Below are 17,193 nucleotides of genomic sequence, written 5' to 3'. Positions count from 1 at the left end.
TCGAGACATCCCGAATAAATGCAGAATTACACACGCTCCAGCACTTCAATATTCACACGAGGTACAGCCTCAAATCCTTTTGTTTTTTTAAAGGACATATTATGAATAAAATTACTCATTGAATCGGAAGGATCTATAGTTTCCAAATTAAGCGATTCTAGAGTAGAACAAGATATAACAGCTGATAAAATAGGTGATTCTTCTAAATGACCTGTCTTTGAATTTAGTAGTTCATCTACCGCCGTCACCGCAACAACTTTATCCGGAATAACAGAAAAAATTTCATTCGCGATTCGCAAGGTGCAGCTGCATACATAGTCCTGATATATTTCGTTAAACTTTCCTTTTGGCATTTTCTTAACAGATAACTTGCCATTTTTTAGTAAACTTTTCATCTCTGATGGCACTATATCAGCACTGTGAACATGAATAGTTACCTCTAAATTATTATCTTCATTAACTGCTATAGACAAGCGTGAACCAAGATTAGAGATTTCTGAGAAAGGCTGAATATATTCAACCGCCTCTATCTTTGCTTTTCCCGTCCCTTCCAACAAAGCATTAGCGATATCCACACTTTTTTTCCAATATTCAACTTTTTCCTCCCAACAAGCAATATTTTCTCTAAACTCACTATTGTCAGCTTCTACTGCTCTTAAAACATTTTCTGCAAAGCACGCTCTTTTTTTTTCGACTCTCCAAAAAAGTCGATCTACCAACCCTGGTTTATAACGATCTGCTTCCAGTTGTGCTTTTTTCTCATTCTCTTTTTTATTTTCTGGTTTCAAAGGTTGTTTGGACTCTGCGATAGTATTCCAGTCAACAGGCTTACTACACTCTTTGTGCATAGATTGAATTACGTCTATGTGATTTTCATACACTTCAACCTCATACTTAGCCTGTTCCAACTCTTGCATTTTTTCATACTGTTTATACTGTCTATCAAGCTCTTTTTGCCGACGTTTTGCATCTCGCTCAGCTGCGCGCACAGCTGCACCTACAGAGCGAATAGTCCCCTTCCATCCCATATTCAACTTTCCTCTCATTTTTTATCATTAACACTACAAGCAACAATAACTGCTAGCGAGACCTACTAGGTCAGGTCTTGTTTCTTGCACAAAACTAAAGACCTGAGCCTATAGCCGCTGACCCCCCCTCATACAAAATTCAAGATCTGCCCTTATAGGCGCACCGCTCCTTGTTATCTTTAATTTAATAAGATGCTAGAACACCATCCAAATAGCCTTTAGCGAATGCCGCCTGAACACTTCTGTGACGAACAGTTCCTGCTTGACTATTTGGTAACGCCGCAAAATCAATATTAATTGATTGAGATTTGGAAAGACCTAATGAATAACCTTGATCATAGGCACAACCCGCACACTTATGGCGCCCATTAAATTGACTTTGATCGTCTGGTAAACTTTCGAAATCAGGATCATATCTGTGTTGTTGTTGACAAGTCATAATCGACTCCTTTCTAATTACATTGGGGTAAAACTTATTAGTAGGAAAAACTCCATGTTTAAACATCGGGGTTCTCCATATATAAAAATTAAAATAAAACTCGAAATGACTAATTCTCTAATCACTTCAATATGTTTCAACGCTAACTTAAATCGTTACATGCTTAAAATACGCAATATTCCGTCCAATAAGGTACCAATAAAGCTATTCAGTACTAAATCTCGTACTTCACTCTATTTCAAAAATCAAAACCTAAGTCTGATATAAATCAACTCGCCCGACCTTAAACACCAATCTTTGCTTTGCATCAAAACCCCACTAGTATACAAAGCTAAAATGGAATCAAATGTCCGGTACAGGACACAGCAGATGCATTAGATGAAAGTAAAATAGTTTTATTTCATCTCATACATCAGAACAGGGAAATCAGGTTTGGATCAATTGGCATTAGCTGAAAAGATTTGTTGGCCAACAGACTTATCAGCTCAACTTAAGCAACAACTCATCAACAGCGCAAAAATAGTCAACATCTCAGGCAACGACGAACTGGTAAATTCCAATTTAGCCCACCAGGGCATCAGTTATATTCTTGAAGGCACTATGACCATTTGCCTGCAAACCCCCAAGCTAAAAGCCATTAACAGCATAGTGAAATGCAAGGGGGAATGGTTTGGCAATTACGAGCCGCGCACCAGCGACTACACGCCGTTTTTTATTACCGAAATAGAGCCGGTAACCTTAGTCCATTTTTCAACCGCCACTATTCACAGCCTGGCAAGTGAGCATATGGAAATGTATAAATGGTTTCACTCAATGTCTTTTTCCGCCAAAGCCAAATGGTTACAGGCACAAATTATCAGCCATGAAAATGTACTGGTCAGGGTGGTTTATTTTCTGCTGGAGCTTAGCTCACACCTTAACTTTTTAGCCGGGCAAACACCGCGCATTTCCATTACCCAACAACAAATCAGCCGCATTACCGGCATCGCCCGCCAGCGGGTGAATGAAGTGATTAAAAGCTTAGAAAAAGAAAACTTAGTATCGCTTGAGCGACACTGTATTTACCTCACCAACATTGAACAGCTGGGTAAAAAATTAGACGGTATCGATTTAAGTATCAGGGACCCAAGAGGGGTTATTTTTCTTTAACAACAAATAAAGACGTTGCATAAAAAAACATGTTGTTAGCGGCAAAGTCGACGACTTGACTATGTTATTGACAAAAGCTGACAACGCAGCAAAATTAAAATGAATTGAGTAGTTAGCAACATATCGACATTCACTACTCAATAACTTTTCGGGTTAATCAAATATCTCAGGAAGCAAGCGGCTTAACTTTTCTGCGCCGACATAATGCTAAGGCACAACAGCAAGATAAAAAGAACATCCGGCACCGAAGACAGTGAGTTCCTGCCAATTATTATGTGATATCTGCCGCATTAAATATCAGCCTGACTTTATTAATTTTGCCGTTTGTCCCCCAGAATTGCTGGGACATCAGGGTGCATTTTCGCCCCTTTCTAAATAGATATGTTATACACGCCGAATTTGAATTCTCATATTCTTCCCTAATTTCGTATTCGCAACTTTCCCACGGAGCAGCCTTTAAAGATTCGATATACGCTTTAGCGCTATAACTTTGTAGAAAAGGCCCCTTGAAGTCTAATTCCTCATCAAATATTTCATATAGGGAATCAAACTCTTGAGTTTTAAAAAACACATCCAAGTATTTCTTTGCTAATTCGATTGTGTTCATATTTTCTCACCAACCCTTTGCTAAGCAATGCAGAATAGCTGGCCGAAATAATGGGCAACACAGCCAGCTGTGAAGTGTCCGTTTGAGCAACTTGCATCAGAGCAATGACAAATGCTTTCCTTATGATTTAAATTCAATATTTTTCATAACGTTGCGCTATTATCACAGCAAGTTACACAGTATCCATCATAGTTAAAAATAATGATATGCCAGAGTTAAACTCAGCTAAAGTTTTTTAACAGAAACTATACTTATCCGCCCTTAGCCATTACAGCAAGAGCCGCCGACAAACGAAAATCAGCTCCCGGCCAGGCGATAGCAAAACTAAATAAGCTTGTTCCGGGTGGCGGACGGTTTTGTCAGCTATATCTATTTATCTTATTCGGGCAGGCACTTATCACGCATATAGTCTACTCTTGCTTTCAGGACGCAAAGAAAAAGAGGGATGAAATGCTCGGGGCTGAAAAACTTTGCAAATTTAGAACATTATTGCTTAGCGGGTTAAGCGCTACCATAATGGTTATTGTTGTTATCGCGGCACTGTTCCTTCATTACTCTACCCTGCAAATCTCTTCAGCAGCACGATTAAGCCAGCTGCGCCTGCTCTCCAGTGAGATCATCTACCTTGACGAAGTGCTGACTATGTCTGCCAGGGTTGGCGTATTAACAAATGATCATGTGTGGCGAGACCGCTACCTGCAGCATGCAAAATTGCTGGATATGGCCATAGTAAAAGCCATGAAGCGTGAACCTGATATCGCCCAGGCAATACACGACACCAGTAAGGCAAATACCAAATTAATCGCCCTGGAAACGCAGGCCTTTGAGCTGGCCGCACAAGACAAACAAGCTATTGCGACTGAGCTGCTTTTTAGCGCTGAATACCAACAGCTAAAATATGAGTATTCCAATGGCATACAGCAAGCCATAAAAACCCTGTTACAGCAGGAAAGCAACTCTAAACAAGACCATGAAAATATGACCGCCGTCTTTATTCAGGCAATGGTGATTGCCGCAATGGTGTTCATCTTCAGTTGGTGCTCTCTGGTATTTTATTTTAGAAGCAGCGACTTGAGAATGCGGAGTCTGGCTGAAATCGATCAATTAACCGGATTATATAACCGCCGTTTATTCTCCGAAAACCTGAAAAAAGAAACCAACCGCAGTGGCAGAGAAGGGCGATTTTTACTGTTGGTTATCATAGGTTTGGATCAGTTCAAACTATATAATGAGACCTATGGTCAGGCAAAAGGAGATAAGGTACTTTCCTCTATCGGCAAGGTTATTGCCAACTCTACTCGCCGCGCAACAGAATTTGCCTTTAGAATAAGCGAGGAAGAATTCGCCTTAATTCATAGTCTCGAACATTGCCAGGACGGCGTGGAAAGAGTGAAAACTATCTTTGAACAGATATCCGAACTCAATATCCCACACGAAAAGAACTTGCCACATAAAAAGGTTACCATATCTGCGGGCTTATCCTTTATGACACCTGACCATATCCGCAGCGCTGAAAACCTTTATATAGAAGCAGACCTGGCGCTTTATGAAGCCAAGCGCAAAGGCAGAAACCAGTTCGTGAAATATCCGACAGAGAATCAATCTGCCCCCTTCCCTTATGAGGTAAACAAAACAGCAAAAGTATAAACCTCGGGCAAACACTGAGGGCGGTATCAATAAAAACTGTGACTATGAAAAATGCCGAAACTTGCGGCAGCAGGACGATTAAACCCGGCGATTAAGCCGCTATCATGCAACATATAGAGACCAGAGCTGTGCGCTATTGCTCTATCCCTTTCTTTCAGCTTAGGTTTTCTTTCATTCCTTTTCTTTCGGGGCTGAGAAATATTGCCTAGACTAAAACACAACAAAACTAATAATTTATTCAGGCAAGGAAAGCATTATATGAAAATCCCATTTTTGTTTCTCTCGGCCCTGGCTGCCGCTTCGCTGGTTATTGGTTGCGCGACAGAGCAAGGTTACACCCCCAGTGCAGAAAAATCCCTGATGACCCCAGCCATAGGAGATACTCCCACCCGGGTAGAGTTACCCCAGGCATGGAACGACGACATCCGGATGAAATTCTGGTTCACCGATCAGGGGGCACGTATCATGCCTTACACCTGGTTTACCTGGCTGGAACAGCCGGACAGCCGGGAGTATTTCCGCAGCAGCGCCCATATGGAATTTTTACGTTATCTGCCGATGCCCTCGTCGCTGGAAAACCCGGCGGGGCTGCCGATAGGTTTTGCCCTGGGCAAAGACAGGAGCAGCGGCGAACCCTGGATGGGCATGACCTGCGCCGCCTGCCATACCAACCAGCTCGACTATAACGGCACCCGCATGTTAATTGAAGGCGCGCCGACCTTGGCCAATTTCGTGCTTTTTTTCAGCCGCCTGGTGGACGCCCTCAACAACACCCATAGTGATGCCGCCAAATTTGAGCGCTTTGCCCGTAAAGTATTAGCCGATGAATACAACGAAGAAGAAGCGCAAGCCCTTAAAGAGCGCCTTGGCCAGCTGGCTAAAGAGTTAACCGAACGCCGCATGGTCAACGCCTTGCCTGATAACTACGACCCCGACTTTACCAGTTATGCCCGTCTTGACGCCTTCGGCAATATCCAAAACGCCGGCAGTGTTTTTGCCCTCAGGGATTTAAACAACGGTAACCCGCCCACGGCCCCGGTGTCTTATCCCTTTCTGTGGGGTACCCATCAGTCGGACGTAGTGCAGTGGAATGCTTCGGCTCCCAATACTCCGGTGATCGGGCCGTTAATCCGCAATATGGGTGAAGTAGTGGGGGTATTCGGCCACTTAAACATTAACAATACGTCCATTAAAGACCGGCTTAAGGGTGGAGAAAGCCGTTATTCTTCCACCGTAGAAATGCTGTATCTGGGAGATTTGGAAACCTGGGTAAGGGATTTGCGTTCGCCGCAGTGGCCACAGCAATATTTGCCCGCGGTTGATGCCAATCTCGCCGGTCAGGGGAAAACATTATATAAACAATATTGCGCCAAGTGCCACCAGGTGATCCCAAGGGCTAACGAGGGAGAAAAATATATCTCGGTAAAAACCCCGGTGGCCGAAGTGGGTACAGATCCGGAAACCGCCTGGAACGCTGACTTTCATATGGCAAAATCCCTGTTCCTCGAAGGAGAAAAAAACCAAATCTTAGTGGGCGCCCGTTTTAAAGAAGTGACCCCCGCCATCCTCATTCCCGCCAATGGCGTGGTCGGCCTGGTATTAAAAGACCCGCTTACCGCCCTTGAAGCCGGGCTAAAACCGGTGAGAATAGACGGCAAGCTGGATAAAAGCGTTGAAGGTACCAGCATGACAGATCACCTAAAAGCCCATTTCAAGGCACTTAAGGCCATGTATAAAAGCGATAAAACCGGCGACAGTTCGCAAAAAGGCGATGACAGGGATCTTACCGGCCTGGTATACAAAGCCCGGCCATTAAACGGCATCTGGGCCACGGCGCCTTATATGCATAACGGTTCAATCCCCAACCTGTGGGAATTGCTGAAAAAACCTAAGCAGCGCTTAACCAGTTTCTGGGTCGGCAGCCGGGAGTTTGACCCTGCCAGGGTAGGATATAAAACCGATCAGGGCCTGTCCCTGTTCCGGGTGCTGGATGATAACGGCAAAATCATCCCGGGCAGTTCCAACCGCGGCCACAGCTACGGTTCAGATCTCAGCGAATCTCAGCGCTGGGCACTGGTGGAATACATGAAAACCTTATAATACATTAACAGAATAACCCGGGAGTAACAGGCTCCCGGGCTTAACACTAGCTCAAGCTCTTAAGCCGGATTAACCGATAACTGACATGACCAGCTGATCCCACCAGCTGCATTTAGCTGCCACAGGAGGTTTAGTCTTGCCGCCAACAGCAGCATCAGCAGGTACAGCCAGGGTAGATAATAAAGAAACAGTAACAACGGCTAATAATATTTTTTTCATAATTTACTCCAGATATTTGATTAATAATATGAATTTTGTGAAATGCCACGCAGGACCAATGGCCTTTGGGTGTGTATTGCAATCCACACCCAAAGACAGCAGTATTCCACAGGAGGATTATGAAGAGATTTACCGGGAATAGCAGAAAGGATTAACGAAAAGAAGCGCCAGATAACACAAATTTAAGCATTAAGCTTGTTTGCCAGGCTTAATTGAGCGCTGCCGTGCAGAATAACATACACCAAATAAACCTTAAGCACATGAAAGATAACGGCATTAAACGACCAAACCAGCTTAATATCAAGGCCGAACAAATGGCGTACCAGGTATTCAAGCACGGTTAAAGCGTGAATAAACATAAAGGCCGTCATCACATCATGCACTTCCACATCCAGCTCCAGCGACTTAGACAAACCGGGAAATAGCCGGCTGGTAAAAAACACCCGCACAAACAAGTAGTGGCGAAGCAGAATAAGAATATTAATTTCAATCAAATGCCAGTAAATTTCCGGCCCGCCGTAATCAGAAACAAACCAAAAAATTTCCGAGCATAAAGCCAAAAAAAAGAGTATCGCAACAGGTTTACGATATTCCTCTTCTTTGATTATCACTAAAGTGGTCAATAAACTCAGATAAACAAATAACCGGCTTGGCAGGTTATCTGCGAGCAGATGCCAACCCGCTTCATCAGCAAACTTGCCAAGTATAAGAATCAAGACGATCCCGGCAATATTGATATTTTTTCGACTCAATAAAATAACAAAAGCCAAAATAGCAAAATACAGCCAGTCAAATAAACGGGCATTATCAAAGGTGATAATCCCCATGGCGAGCAACAAACCCGCAAGAACCGCAGTTAGCGCTTTTTCTGACAGGGCTTTTAACAACATGCTTATACGCCGAAAAAAGCAATCAGTCCGTTTTTAAAGCGCAGCAAAATGGAGGGATCCGCTTTACCTTTACAGGCCCGGAACCAGAGTTTGACGGTATCCATTTCCAGGGTGGCAATTGCCCCCGGGTATTTATTTTCGATAGCAACTATGGTTTCCCGGCTTAGGCCGATCCTCTGCCCTAATGCTTTCTGGCTCATACCTGAGTCCAGGCGCATTCGCTTGAGGTCATCTACCATTTTCGCTTTATCGTATTTATACAATTTTAAAATCCTTGTTAAAACATATAAGAAAAACCGCGACAAAGATTTATGCGGTATTGAGCAGGCTGGGGATTATACGCGATTACTCTTTGAGCACAATGCCTTATTGCAGATGCAATAAGTGATATAAAAGGGATAAAGCAAATAAATCAATAACAATCAAATACGTAAAGCACTTGTGTAAAAAACTGTAAATTTCATCCGAGCAGAACGCTCAGGTTTTTTCATCTATAAAGATGAAAAATACGCTCGTAAAGACCGCCTCTTTCGCATCCAGGTGAGCATGGCAAACCATTCGTCCTGAATATCACCACTCTTTCACATCCAGGTGAACATGGCATTGCCTGCTAGGATGCAGCTACTTAACATTTGTCCGGAACAAAAATGTTGACCATTCGTCCTGAAATCTTCACTCCTCCTCATCCATGAGGCCGCGAAATACTGTTCGTCCTGAACATAAAAAACGGCTGTCGGTATTAGCCGACAGCCGTTTTCTTAAACAAGATGAGCAACTAATCAGCCATATAATTTTCCGGCATCTCTAATGCGGCCACGCCTGAGTCAATGGCGGCCTGGGCAACGGCTTTGGCCACCTTGGCACACAACCTGGAATCCATAGGTTTAGGAATAATATAGTCCTTACCAAAGGTCAGCGACTTATCTCCGCTGGCGGTCAGTACTTCTGCCGGCACCTTTTCCTTGGCAAGATCTTTAATGGCATGTACCGCGGCAATTTTCATTTCATCGTTGATAATGCGGGCGCGGACGTCTAAAGCGCCACGGAAAATAAACGGGAAGCACAAAACATTATTCACCTGGTTCGGATAGTCGGAACGGCCGGTGGCGATGATCACATCATCGCGGGTGGCCAGCGCCAGTTCAGGTTTGATTTCCGGATCCGGGTTGGAACAGGCAAATACCACCGGGTTAGGCGCCATCAATTTCAGGTGTTCCGCCGTTAATAAATCCGGACCGGAGACCCCGACAAAAACATCGGCACCGGCAATGGCATCTTCCAAAGTGCGCTTATCGGTATTATTGGCAAATAATTTTTTATATTCGTTTAAGTCATCCCGGCGGGTATGAACAATACCCTTAGTGTCAAGCATGTAAATTTTTTCACGCTGGGCACCACATTTGATCAACAGCTCCATACAGGCAATGGCAGCGGCTCCGGCGCCAAGACAAACGATGTTAGCCTGTTTGATGTCTTTGCCCTGGATGTCCAGTGCATTTAACATTCCGGCACAGGTGACTATGGCGGTGCCGTGCTGGTCATCATGAAATACCGGGATTTTACATCTTTCAATCAGGGCTTTTTCAATCACAAAACATTCAGGCGCCTTGATGTCTTCAAGGTTGATACCACCGAAACTGTCGGCAATATTGGCCACGGTATTCACAAAGTCTTCAACCGTTTTGTGCTTCACTTCAATATCGAAAGAATTGATGTTGGCAAAACGTTTGAACAACAGCGCCTTACCTTCCATCACCGGCTTAGAGGCCATAGGGCCTAAGTTGCCCAACCCTAAGATAGCGGTGCCGTTGGAGATAACCGCAACGGTATTGCCTTTACCGGTATATTTATATACATCATCAGGATTTTCCGCGATTTCCCTTACCGGTTCGGCAACCCCGGGGCTGTAGGCAAGGGCTAAATCTACACTGGTTTCTGCTGGAGTGGTGATCTCCACGCTGATCTTGCCTGGCGTGGGGTGAGCGTGATAATCAAGAGCCTGTTGACGCAGATCTGTCATTATGATGTCCTAACGAATAAATGTTGTAATTTTAGGTGAACTTTTTAACTTTGTTTTCACCGTCTGAAATTATTATTTTTCTTATGGTTTTACATGGTATTGCAAATACCTTGACCATTACAAGCGTCTTTCTATATAAAAATATGCTGTAAGCTATAATTAATAGGCTTTAACATGACTGATTATTACAAAATTCTTGCGGGAAATAAGTCTTTTTTATCGAACTTATGTTAGAGAAATATGAATTACTGATCGGATGACTGGTAAACTTTAAAGAAAGCTCGTATAAGATTGACTGGCCGGGGCGGTTAAATGATATCAGTCCCCGGGCCAGATTGAAGAAGTCAACCGCCAACTCAAGTGCCTTTAACCGGGCATGTCAACGCTGGCACCCGGTAATTTCGACACAATACCGCCAGCAAGTGAACGGCAAAATTACAAAGTTCCTAGTATCAATTTACGGTATAACCTCTTCCCTGCAAACAGCTGCTATAGGCTTTTTGATAATGGCTGTTAACGGCAAGCTCCTTAGCCTCCAGCGGGTCGAAACCCGACTCGGTTACCGCCCACTGGTAACATTCAAATTTATCCTGTTTGCGCTGTTTATTCGATTGTCCGTTATTGGGATAGATCACCAAAGGACTACTGGTTTCACTGACCTGTGTTGCCTGTGCAATTACCGCTGCCCCGGCATCGGCTCCCTCGGGTTTTTCCACCACGACATAACTATCTTTTTCCTTCAGGTAATAGGTGGCATTGACATGAAAATAACGCTTTACCCCTAAAGTAAAACTGACATAACCCGGCGCTAAAGTATGGACCCTGGCGCCAAGGGGCGCTTTAACCACCACATAACCCGACGGCGATGTCCGGTAAAAAACCCCGGCATTAAAATAAAAAGGCGTGCCCCGCACCAGCAGCTTGCGATAACCGGACGGCAACACTTTTACCTTGTGCCCGACCTTATGGTATTTATGCTTGTGGGCCGCAGCATTATGGTTGTGATGCGCTTTGCCCCTGTGTTTATGTTGCTCTGCCGCCACCTGAGGCAAATAAGCCAACAGGGCACAGCATAAAACAGCAGATACTTTAGCCATTAGTTTTTGCATATCAGATCTCCCCATTTACCCCGTTAGGAAAACGCAGCCTGTCATCAGCCGTGGCGCTTTCATTACATTCTCCCCGCACCGTCATTCCTTCCCTGGTGGCATAACGCTCCAGTTCGAGATACCCGCTAGTACAATATTGGCTTTGGTCTAACTTCTGCTCTAATTTCTGCTGGATAACATTCGCCAGCGGATGCTCCCGCTCCTGCCTTTCACCTTTACCGGCACCTTTATTCCTGCCGGTACCTTTGCCCCTTTTTCCCTGTTTTCCACCCGCCATTTTGTCGCGGGTTTTATCACCACGGGAGGCTTGCTCCGCTCTCAGGGTAAAAGCAAACATCTTGGAGTTATCTGCCCTGATCTGTGTGACAAAAATTTCCTCAACGGGTTTGTCCTGGCGGCTGGAGCAGGCAGATAAAAGAAAAAATAGACTGAGCCAGCCACAAAATTGAGCTTTATTCATCATAGGTTTCACCCCCTTGATACTTTGCCTGTATTTTAGCGGATGCTAAGTAAAGAAATGTCAGCAGAGTTTAAAATTAGGTAAGTTCCCCCTTGATATAACCACCTGGCCGGGGCTGGCATTATTGTCGGCAACTCTACAAATAAATGATTTTTCCACTACACTTTATGGAAACGGCTCAGCTAAATAAGACCTCAAATGTGGATATTGACGACACTATAAATTTTGCTGACGAAGACGATGACGAGGCAATTTGTAGTTCTCATCCCTGGAAAGTGCTAATCGTTGATGATGAACCCGGGGTGCATGACGTCACTAAACTCGCCCTGCAAGATCTGATCTTTAAAGACCGCCCGCTTGAATTTATCCATGCCTATTCCGGCAAAGAAGCCCGGGATATTCTTAGCAACACCCAGGATATTGCCCTGACCCTGCTGGACGTAGTGATGGAAACCCTGTCCGCCGGACTTGATACCGCCAAATACATACGCAACGAAATCAACAATCATTTGATCCGCATAGTACTGCGCACCGGCCAACCCGGTTATGCCCCGGAAAAGGAGATCATCCAAAACTATGATATCAATGATTATAAAAACAAAACCGAGTTATCCCGGGATAAGTTATGCACCACGATTATCTCGGCATTAAGGGGCTATGAAGATTTACTCAATGCCGAAACCTACCGCCTGGCCCAGGCCAAAATCATCGAAAACTCCAAGCATCTGCTGACCTCAGGCAATCATGATACTTTTATCCAGCGCCTGACGGAGAGGCTTGACGATCTGCTGCCGCTCGGGGATATTTACGCGCAATCCTCCCCTGAGTTTATGCTGATGTCTGAGCGCGATCACGTACCACAGGTTTTTCAGCACAGTCCGTCAATTCGCGATCAGGCACTATGGCTGGAACCTTATCCGGCTATGGTGCAAGAGGCCGTTGACACCGGCGCCCTGGTTATCCGGGACCAGCATGCCCTGCTATTGTTTTACCAAAAAGATCTGCTGATCACTTATCTGGCATTAAAATACCAGGAAGAGGTTTCAGACCTTGAAGCACAAATGCTCGCAGTGCTGATGCACAACATTAAAATCAGCTACAGCAATACCAGTCTGCAACAATCCCTGACCGAGATGAATAGCCAACTGGAAGTTAAAATCGACGCCCGCACCCGGGCGTTAAAAAAAGCAACCGAGGCGGCCGAGCAGGCAAGCCAGGCCAAAAGCCAGTTTTTGGCCACCATGAGCCATGAAATCCGTACCCCGATGAATGCCATTTTAGGCTTTACCCAGCTGCTACAACGTGCGCCGGATGCCACAGCAGCTTCGATCGACACCCTGAACAAAATCAGCAAAGCCGGCAATCATTTAATGGAAATTATTAATGATGTGCTGGAGATCTCCAAAATTGAAGCCGGGGCCATGGAGCTGAAAACCATTTCCTTCGATTTAAATGACTTAATAGATGATATCAGCCAGATGTTTAGCTTTCGCTGTGAACAAAAAAACATCGACTGGCAGTTGCTTTATGAAAATAACCAAAGCGTGCAGGTTTACGGCGATCAGGGAAAAATCCGCCAGGTGCTGATTAATTTATTGGGCAATGCGGTTAAATTTATCGACCATGGGGACATCAAGCTCCAGGTCACTTCCCCCAAGCCGGATTATTATCGTTTTGAAGTAACAGATACCGGTCCGGGCATGAGCACGGGGGAAATTAAAACCCTGTTTTCCACCTTTACCCAGGGGCAGGTGGGCGCCGAAAAAGGCGGCACAGGGCTGGGACTGGCCATAGCCCACAATCAGGTAGAGCTAATGGGCGGCAAACTGGAAGTAGAATCGGCATTAGGCCACGGGGCACGCTTTTTTTTCACTATCCCGCTGCCGATGAGCCAGGAAGCCCTGGTTGAGAAATTATCGGATGAAATAGAAAATGTCCGGGTCAAAGCCCCCCACAAGGTACATGCTTTAGTAGTGGATGATATTGAAGCCAACCGGGATATTTTAACCGGATTATTAACCGAAACCGGTGTTGAAGTAACCGAAGCCGTAGACGGCCAAGACAGCATAGATAAGTTACGGCGGCAAACATTCGATATTGTGTTTATGGATATTTTAATGCCGGTGATGCGCGGTGATGAAGCAATCAAGGTCATCCGGGAAGAGTTGATGTTAACAAAGCTGCATTGCGTGGCGATTTCAGCCTACAGCCTCTCCCATGAAGTGCCCTATTATATCGGTATCGGCTTTGACCAATTTATCTCCAAGCCCTTCATGTTCAGCGAAGTGTATAACAGCTTGTTGGTCTTTGGCCCCCACCTCTTTGAAAAATGTGAAAAAGTTTCTGATGAAGAACCGGCTGAAAGCTCTCCTCCGGTCGCACTTGACAAATTTTCAATCGAAAAAACGCTTTATGACGATATCAAAGATTCCGCCCAACTCAACAGAAGCTCACATGTTCGTGAAATTTTAACTCAACTTGCCGCACAATCGCCCGAAGATCAGCCCTTAGCCGAGCACTTGATACGGTTTATCGATAATTATGATATGGACGGCCTGCTGCAAGCATTAGAGGAGATCAGCTGTGATGAATGATCCGGGATTAACGGTTGGTAGCAAAGTACTGGTAGTGGATGATAAAAAAGAGAATCTCGATATACTCACCCATATCCTCGAGGGGGAAGGATACGAGGTCTCTTTTGCTATGGAAGGCGAAAAAGCCATTCAAATTGCCAGTGTTTATTTACCGGACCTTATCTTGCTGGATGTCATGATGCCGGGGATCGACGGCTTTGAAACTTGCCGGCGGATAAAAGTACTGACAGATCTCAGGGATATTCCAATTATTTTTGTTACCGGTAAAGCCGATGTCAGCGATATTCTGCGGGCATTCCAGGTAGGGGCAATCGATTATGTTACTAAACCCATACGCCATGAAGAATTGTGTGCCCGGGTAAAAACCCACCTGCAATTAAGGCGGTTAATGATCATCCGGGATGAGTTAATCGCCCAGATGCGCCAACAAAATATCCGGCTGGAAAAAATGTCTGTCGTCAATGAAGAAAAACTGGCACAAAGCGAAAAAATGAGTCACCTGGGGGAGCTTATCGGCGAGCTTACTCATGAGTTAGCCACGCCGCTGGGCATTTCAACCACGGCGCTGAGCACCTTGTCGGATAATACCCAGGAAATATCCACCAATATCCAGAGTGACAAATTATCCAAATCCAAGTTAATCAAGTTTCTCGATATCACCGCTGAAAACTATGACATAGTTTTGTCCAACCTCAATTATGCCATTCAGCTGATTAACAGCTTTAAAAAAATTGTCGTCGGCGAGTTTAACCCCAATAGCAGCAAGCTCGAGCTGGCTAACTTTCTCCATGATATTCTTCATATTCTGCGGCCAAAATTAAAACACATGTCCCACCAGGTCAAGGTGGAATGTCCGGAAAATATCAGCCTGAATGTCCAGGCAGGAGCCTTGTCCCAGGTATTAATCAATCTGATTAATAATGCTTTGATCCATGCCTTTGAAGAAAAAACCGCCGGTGAAGTGACAATCAAAGCCTGTACCCGGGCAGACAAGTTACACCTAAGCGTGGCCGATAATGGGCGCGGTATCGGGGATGAAAATCTTGAGCACATTTTTGATAAATATTTTACCAGTAAAGCCGATGAAGGGGGGTCGGGGTTAGGCCTGTTTATCGTGAAAAAAATCGTCACCGAATCCCTTGGCGGCGAAATAAACTGTCAAAGTTCTCCGGCGGGCACTTGTTTTGAGGTCATCATCCCCTTAACCTCCTGATTCACAGCAAGTGAGCCACATCAAAGCTGCTAAAGCAGTGGCGCCGGGCTTAGTCGGCAACCCGGGGTAAAATCAGGGTAAAGGTTGTCCCCTTACCCAGCTCGCTACTGACACTGATCTCCCCCGCCAGCACGTTAATAATGATGTTATAGACGATATTCAGGCCCAGTCCACTGCCTCCTTTGCCCAGCTTGGTCGTATAAAAAGGTTCAAAAATCCGGTTGACCATGCCCTTCTCGATACCGCAGCCATTATCCCGGTAAATCAGTTTCACCTTATCCTCCCCCAGCGCGTAAGCCTTGAGGGACATTTTCCCGTTTTCGGTATTTTCAAAGGCATGCACCATGGAATTATTGACAAAATTGGCAATCACCTGCCCCAAAGGGCCGGGATAACTGTCCATGGCAATATCCGCTTCAATATCCGCCTCAAGACACAAATGATTCTGTTTCAGCATAGGACTCATGGTTTTGATCACATCTTCCAGGGCTTGTTTTAATTCAAACTTACGTTTGCGATCACTGGTTTGATCCGTTGACACCTGTTTAAAACTGCCGATAAGCTCAGTGGCCTTATATATGTTCAGCTCAATAAGGTCTGCTTCATCTATGGCCTGGTGCAATGACTCTTCCAGAGTAGACTTTTTTAATGTTCCCAGTTCAAATGCCTGCTTTAACTTCACCATGCGTTCTTTTAAAGAAGAGGATGCCACCAGGCTATTGCCTATCGGAGTATTTAATTCATGAGAAACACCGGCCACCAGGCTCCCCAGGGCGGCCATCTTTTCGGCATGTATCAATTGTGTTTGGGTTTTTTGCAATTGCTCGGTCTTTTCGTTGACCTTTTGGCTAATACGTTCGTTTTGCAACGCCTGTATCCAGGTCAGCGCCGACAACAGCAAAGTGATAATACTGCCCCCCAACATGATGGCCGTGGCCAAGACAATATCGGGACCGCCTTTATAACTGTCATGCACTTGCCAGTTGAAATACCATTCCTTGCCGACCCCCATAATACGCAACACTTTTTCCGCTTTAATTGCTCCCTGGTTAACCGGATTAAGCTGCGGCATCAATAAAAGCTCCTGGTTTTCCAGCAACAGAGAAATATTCAGCCCCCCGGGGACATATAAATCGATCAAGCCGTCAAGCAGATTGGAAATATCCACAGTCGATAATAAAACGCCGCTGGCAACCCCGCTTTGCAGGGCAAAACCTAAAATCACCTTGTAGTTATCATCCCCCGCTTTAAAAATGGGGCCGACGATCATTTTCTCCGGCGATAAAAAAGCCCGCTGCAAGGTGGCGTCTATTTCCGGAATATCCGGTAAAGGATAATTGGCCTGCCATAACTCCCGGCCTCCGGCGGCTAAGTCCACCACCCTGCCCCCTTTTGCCGTGGGGACAACAAAAGCAATGGATAAAGTGCGTATGGTATCTTCGGTCTGTTCGATAAGTTTAATTGCCGCCTCGAATTCTTCCTGGCTGATATCGCCGGTCGCATAATAGAGTGACGTGATGCCTTTAAAAGTTTCTTTTTCCCTGTCTAGCCAGCTGATAAAAATATTGCTGATCTGCTCTGCCTGGCGAAAACCGTCATTGAGCCAACTCTGCTCGGCCGCCTCGCGGACTTTAACAGAAGTGAATATACTGGTTGAAATGCCCAACAGCATCATCACGGCAACGGCAACTAAATACATGATATTAAAACGCTTCATT

The 17,193-nt window shown here is 45.1% G+C and carries 15 protein-coding genes; 5 read left to right on the top strand and 10 right to left on the bottom strand.

Annotated features, from left to right (window positions below; genetic code table 11):
- Window positions 1-26: 26 nt before the first annotated feature.
- Both QL234_RS21550 and QL234_RS21545 read right to left on the bottom strand, forming a co-directional pair.
- A complete protein-coding gene (locus QL234_RS21550; protein WP_281559829.1) occupies window positions 27-1,028 on the bottom strand; it encodes a hypothetical protein in 1,002 nt (333 codons plus the stop codon).
- A gap of 184 nt (window positions 1,029-1,212) precedes the next feature.
- Complete coding sequence (locus QL234_RS21545; protein WP_281559828.1) at window positions 1,213-1,533, bottom strand: hypothetical protein; 321 nt, start codon at window positions 1,531-1,533, stop codon at window positions 1,213-1,215.
- Between the two features lie 366 nt (window positions 1,534-1,899).
- Here QL234_RS21545 and QL234_RS21540 point away from each other — a divergent pair, with 366 nt between their 5' ends.
- Window positions 1,900-2,616 carry a Crp/Fnr family transcriptional regulator gene (locus tag QL234_RS21540; RefSeq protein WP_281559827.1) on the top strand — a complete coding sequence of 239 codons (717 nt, stop codon included), beginning with the start codon at window positions 1,900-1,902 and terminating at the stop codon, window positions 2,614-2,616.
- Window positions 2,617-2,887: 271 nt separating this feature from the next.
- Here the strand turns inward: QL234_RS21540 and QL234_RS21535 are convergent, their stop codons facing one another.
- Window positions 2,888-3,223 (bottom strand): hypothetical protein, encoded by a 336-nt coding sequence (locus QL234_RS21535; RefSeq protein ID WP_281559826.1) that lies wholly within the window; start codon window positions 3,221-3,223, stop codon window positions 2,888-2,890.
- A 516-nt stretch (window positions 3,224-3,739) separates the two neighbouring features.
- Here QL234_RS21535 and QL234_RS21530 point away from each other — a divergent pair.
- Window positions 3,740-4,870, top strand: coding sequence for a GGDEF domain-containing protein (locus tag QL234_RS21530; RefSeq protein ID WP_281559825.1), 1,131 nt, complete (start codon window positions 3,740-3,742; stop codon window positions 4,868-4,870).
- A gap of 258 nt (window positions 4,871-5,128) precedes the next feature.
- Window positions 5,129-6,970: a di-heme-cytochrome C peroxidase gene (locus tag QL234_RS21525; protein ID WP_281559824.1), complete on the top strand. Its 1,842-nt coding sequence runs from the start codon at window positions 5,129-5,131 to the stop codon at window positions 6,968-6,970.
- Window positions 6,971-7,039: 69 nt separating this feature from the next.
- On the opposite strand, the gene QL234_RS21520 is transcribed toward QL234_RS21525, so the two are convergent.
- From QL234_RS21520 to QL234_RS21495, 6 genes are all read right to left on the bottom strand, one after another.
- On the bottom strand, window positions 7,040-7,189 hold the full coding sequence (locus QL234_RS21520; RefSeq protein ID WP_281559823.1) for a hypothetical protein: 150 nt from the start codon (window positions 7,187-7,189) through the stop codon (window positions 7,040-7,042).
- Window positions 7,190-7,371: 182 nt separating this feature from the next.
- Entirely contained in the window at window positions 7,372-8,079 is a 708-nt protein-coding gene (locus QL234_RS21515; RefSeq protein ID WP_281559822.1) for a hypothetical protein, read from the bottom strand.
- Window positions 8,080-8,081: 2 nt separating this feature from the next.
- Complete coding sequence (locus tag QL234_RS21510) at window positions 8,082-8,342, bottom strand: helix-turn-helix domain-containing protein (protein ID WP_281559821.1); 261 nt, start codon at window positions 8,340-8,342, stop codon at window positions 8,082-8,084.
- A 512-nt stretch (window positions 8,343-8,854) separates the two neighbouring features.
- On the bottom strand, window positions 8,855-10,099 hold the full coding sequence (locus tag QL234_RS21505; protein WP_281559820.1) for a malic enzyme-like NAD(P)-binding protein: 1,245 nt from the start codon (window positions 10,097-10,099) through the stop codon (window positions 8,855-8,857).
- A gap of 452 nt (window positions 10,100-10,551) precedes the next feature.
- Window positions 10,552-11,208, bottom strand: a complete 657-nt coding sequence (locus QL234_RS21500; RefSeq protein WP_281559819.1) for a DUF6515 family protein — start codon at window positions 11,206-11,208, stop codon at window positions 10,552-10,554.
- A 1-nt stretch (window position 11,209) separates the two neighbouring features.
- On the bottom strand, window positions 11,210-11,671 hold the full coding sequence (locus QL234_RS21495; RefSeq protein ID WP_281559818.1) for a hypothetical protein: 462 nt from the start codon (window positions 11,669-11,671) through the stop codon (window positions 11,210-11,212).
- Between the two features lie 143 nt (window positions 11,672-11,814).
- Between QL234_RS21495 and QL234_RS21490 the strand changes: the two genes are divergently transcribed.
- Window positions 11,815-14,262 carry a hybrid sensor histidine kinase/response regulator gene (locus QL234_RS21490; protein WP_281559817.1) on the top strand — a complete coding sequence of 816 codons (2,448 nt, stop codon included), beginning with the start codon at window positions 11,815-11,817 and terminating at the stop codon, window positions 14,260-14,262.
- On the top strand, window positions 14,255-15,475 hold the full coding sequence (locus tag QL234_RS21485; RefSeq protein ID WP_281559886.1) for a hybrid sensor histidine kinase/response regulator: 1,221 nt from the start codon (window positions 14,255-14,257) through the stop codon (window positions 15,473-15,475). The genes QL234_RS21490 and QL234_RS21485 overlap by 8 nt, the downstream gene beginning before the upstream one ends.
- 49 nt (window positions 15,476-15,524) lie before the next feature.
- On the opposite strand, the gene QL234_RS21480 is transcribed toward QL234_RS21485, so the two are convergent.
- Complete coding sequence (locus tag QL234_RS21480; RefSeq protein ID WP_281559816.1) at window positions 15,525-17,192, bottom strand: HAMP domain-containing sensor histidine kinase; 1,668 nt, start codon at window positions 17,190-17,192, stop codon at window positions 15,525-15,527.
- Between the last annotated feature and the right edge of the window lies 1 nt (window position 17,193).

The sequence above is a fragment of the Thalassomonas sp. RHCl1 genome (assembly GCF_947387555.1).
Classification (GTDB): Bacteria; Pseudomonadota; Gammaproteobacteria; order Enterobacterales; family Alteromonadaceae; genus Thalassomonas.
The sequence above is the reverse complement of the archived record's forward strand: the minus strand, read 5'-3'. Positions and strand labels throughout refer to the sequence as shown.

Bases quoted from the DNA above. Each gene is read 5' to 3' on its own strand.
- QL234_RS21550 (WP_281559829.1), bottom strand. From the start codon at position 1,028: ATGGGATGGAAGGGGACTATTCGCTCTGTAGGTGCAGCTGTGCGCGCA.
- QL234_RS21545 (WP_281559828.1), bottom strand. From the start codon at position 1,533: ATGTTTAAACATGGAGTTTTTCCTACTAATAAGTTTTACCCCAATGTA.
- QL234_RS21535 (WP_281559826.1), bottom strand. From the start codon at position 3,223: ATGAACACAATCGAATTAGCAAAGAAATACTTGGATGTGTTTTTTAAA.
- QL234_RS21530 (WP_281559825.1), top strand. From the start codon at position 3,740: ATGGTTATTGTTGTTATCGCGGCACTGTTCCTTCATTACTCTACCCTG.
- QL234_RS21525 (WP_281559824.1), top strand. From the start codon at position 5,129: ATGAAAATCCCATTTTTGTTTCTCTCGGCCCTGGCTGCCGCTTCGCTG.
- QL234_RS21520 (WP_281559823.1), bottom strand. From the start codon at position 7,189: ATGAAAAAAATATTATTAGCCGTTGTTACTGTTTCTTTATTATCTACC.
- QL234_RS21515 (WP_281559822.1), bottom strand. From the start codon at position 8,079: ATGTTGTTAAAAGCCCTGTCAGAAAAAGCGCTAACTGCGGTTCTTGCG.
- QL234_RS21505 (WP_281559820.1), bottom strand. From the start codon at position 10,099: ATGACAGATCTGCGTCAACAGGCTCTTGATTATCACGCTCACCCCACG.
- QL234_RS21500 (WP_281559819.1), bottom strand. From the start codon at position 11,208: ATGCAAAAACTAATGGCTAAAGTATCTGCTGTTTTATGCTGTGCCCTG.
- QL234_RS21495 (WP_281559818.1), bottom strand. From the start codon at position 11,671: ATGATGAATAAAGCTCAATTTTGTGGCTGGCTCAGTCTATTTTTTCTT.
- QL234_RS21490 (WP_281559817.1), top strand. From the start codon at position 11,815: ATGATTTTTCCACTACACTTTATGGAAACGGCTCAGCTAAATAAGACC.
- QL234_RS21485 (WP_281559886.1), top strand. From the start codon at position 14,255: ATGAATGATCCGGGATTAACGGTTGGTAGCAAAGTACTGGTAGTGGAT.
- QL234_RS21480 (WP_281559816.1), bottom strand. From the start codon at position 17,192: ATGAAGCGTTTTAATATCATGTATTTAGTTGCCGTTGCCGTGATGATG.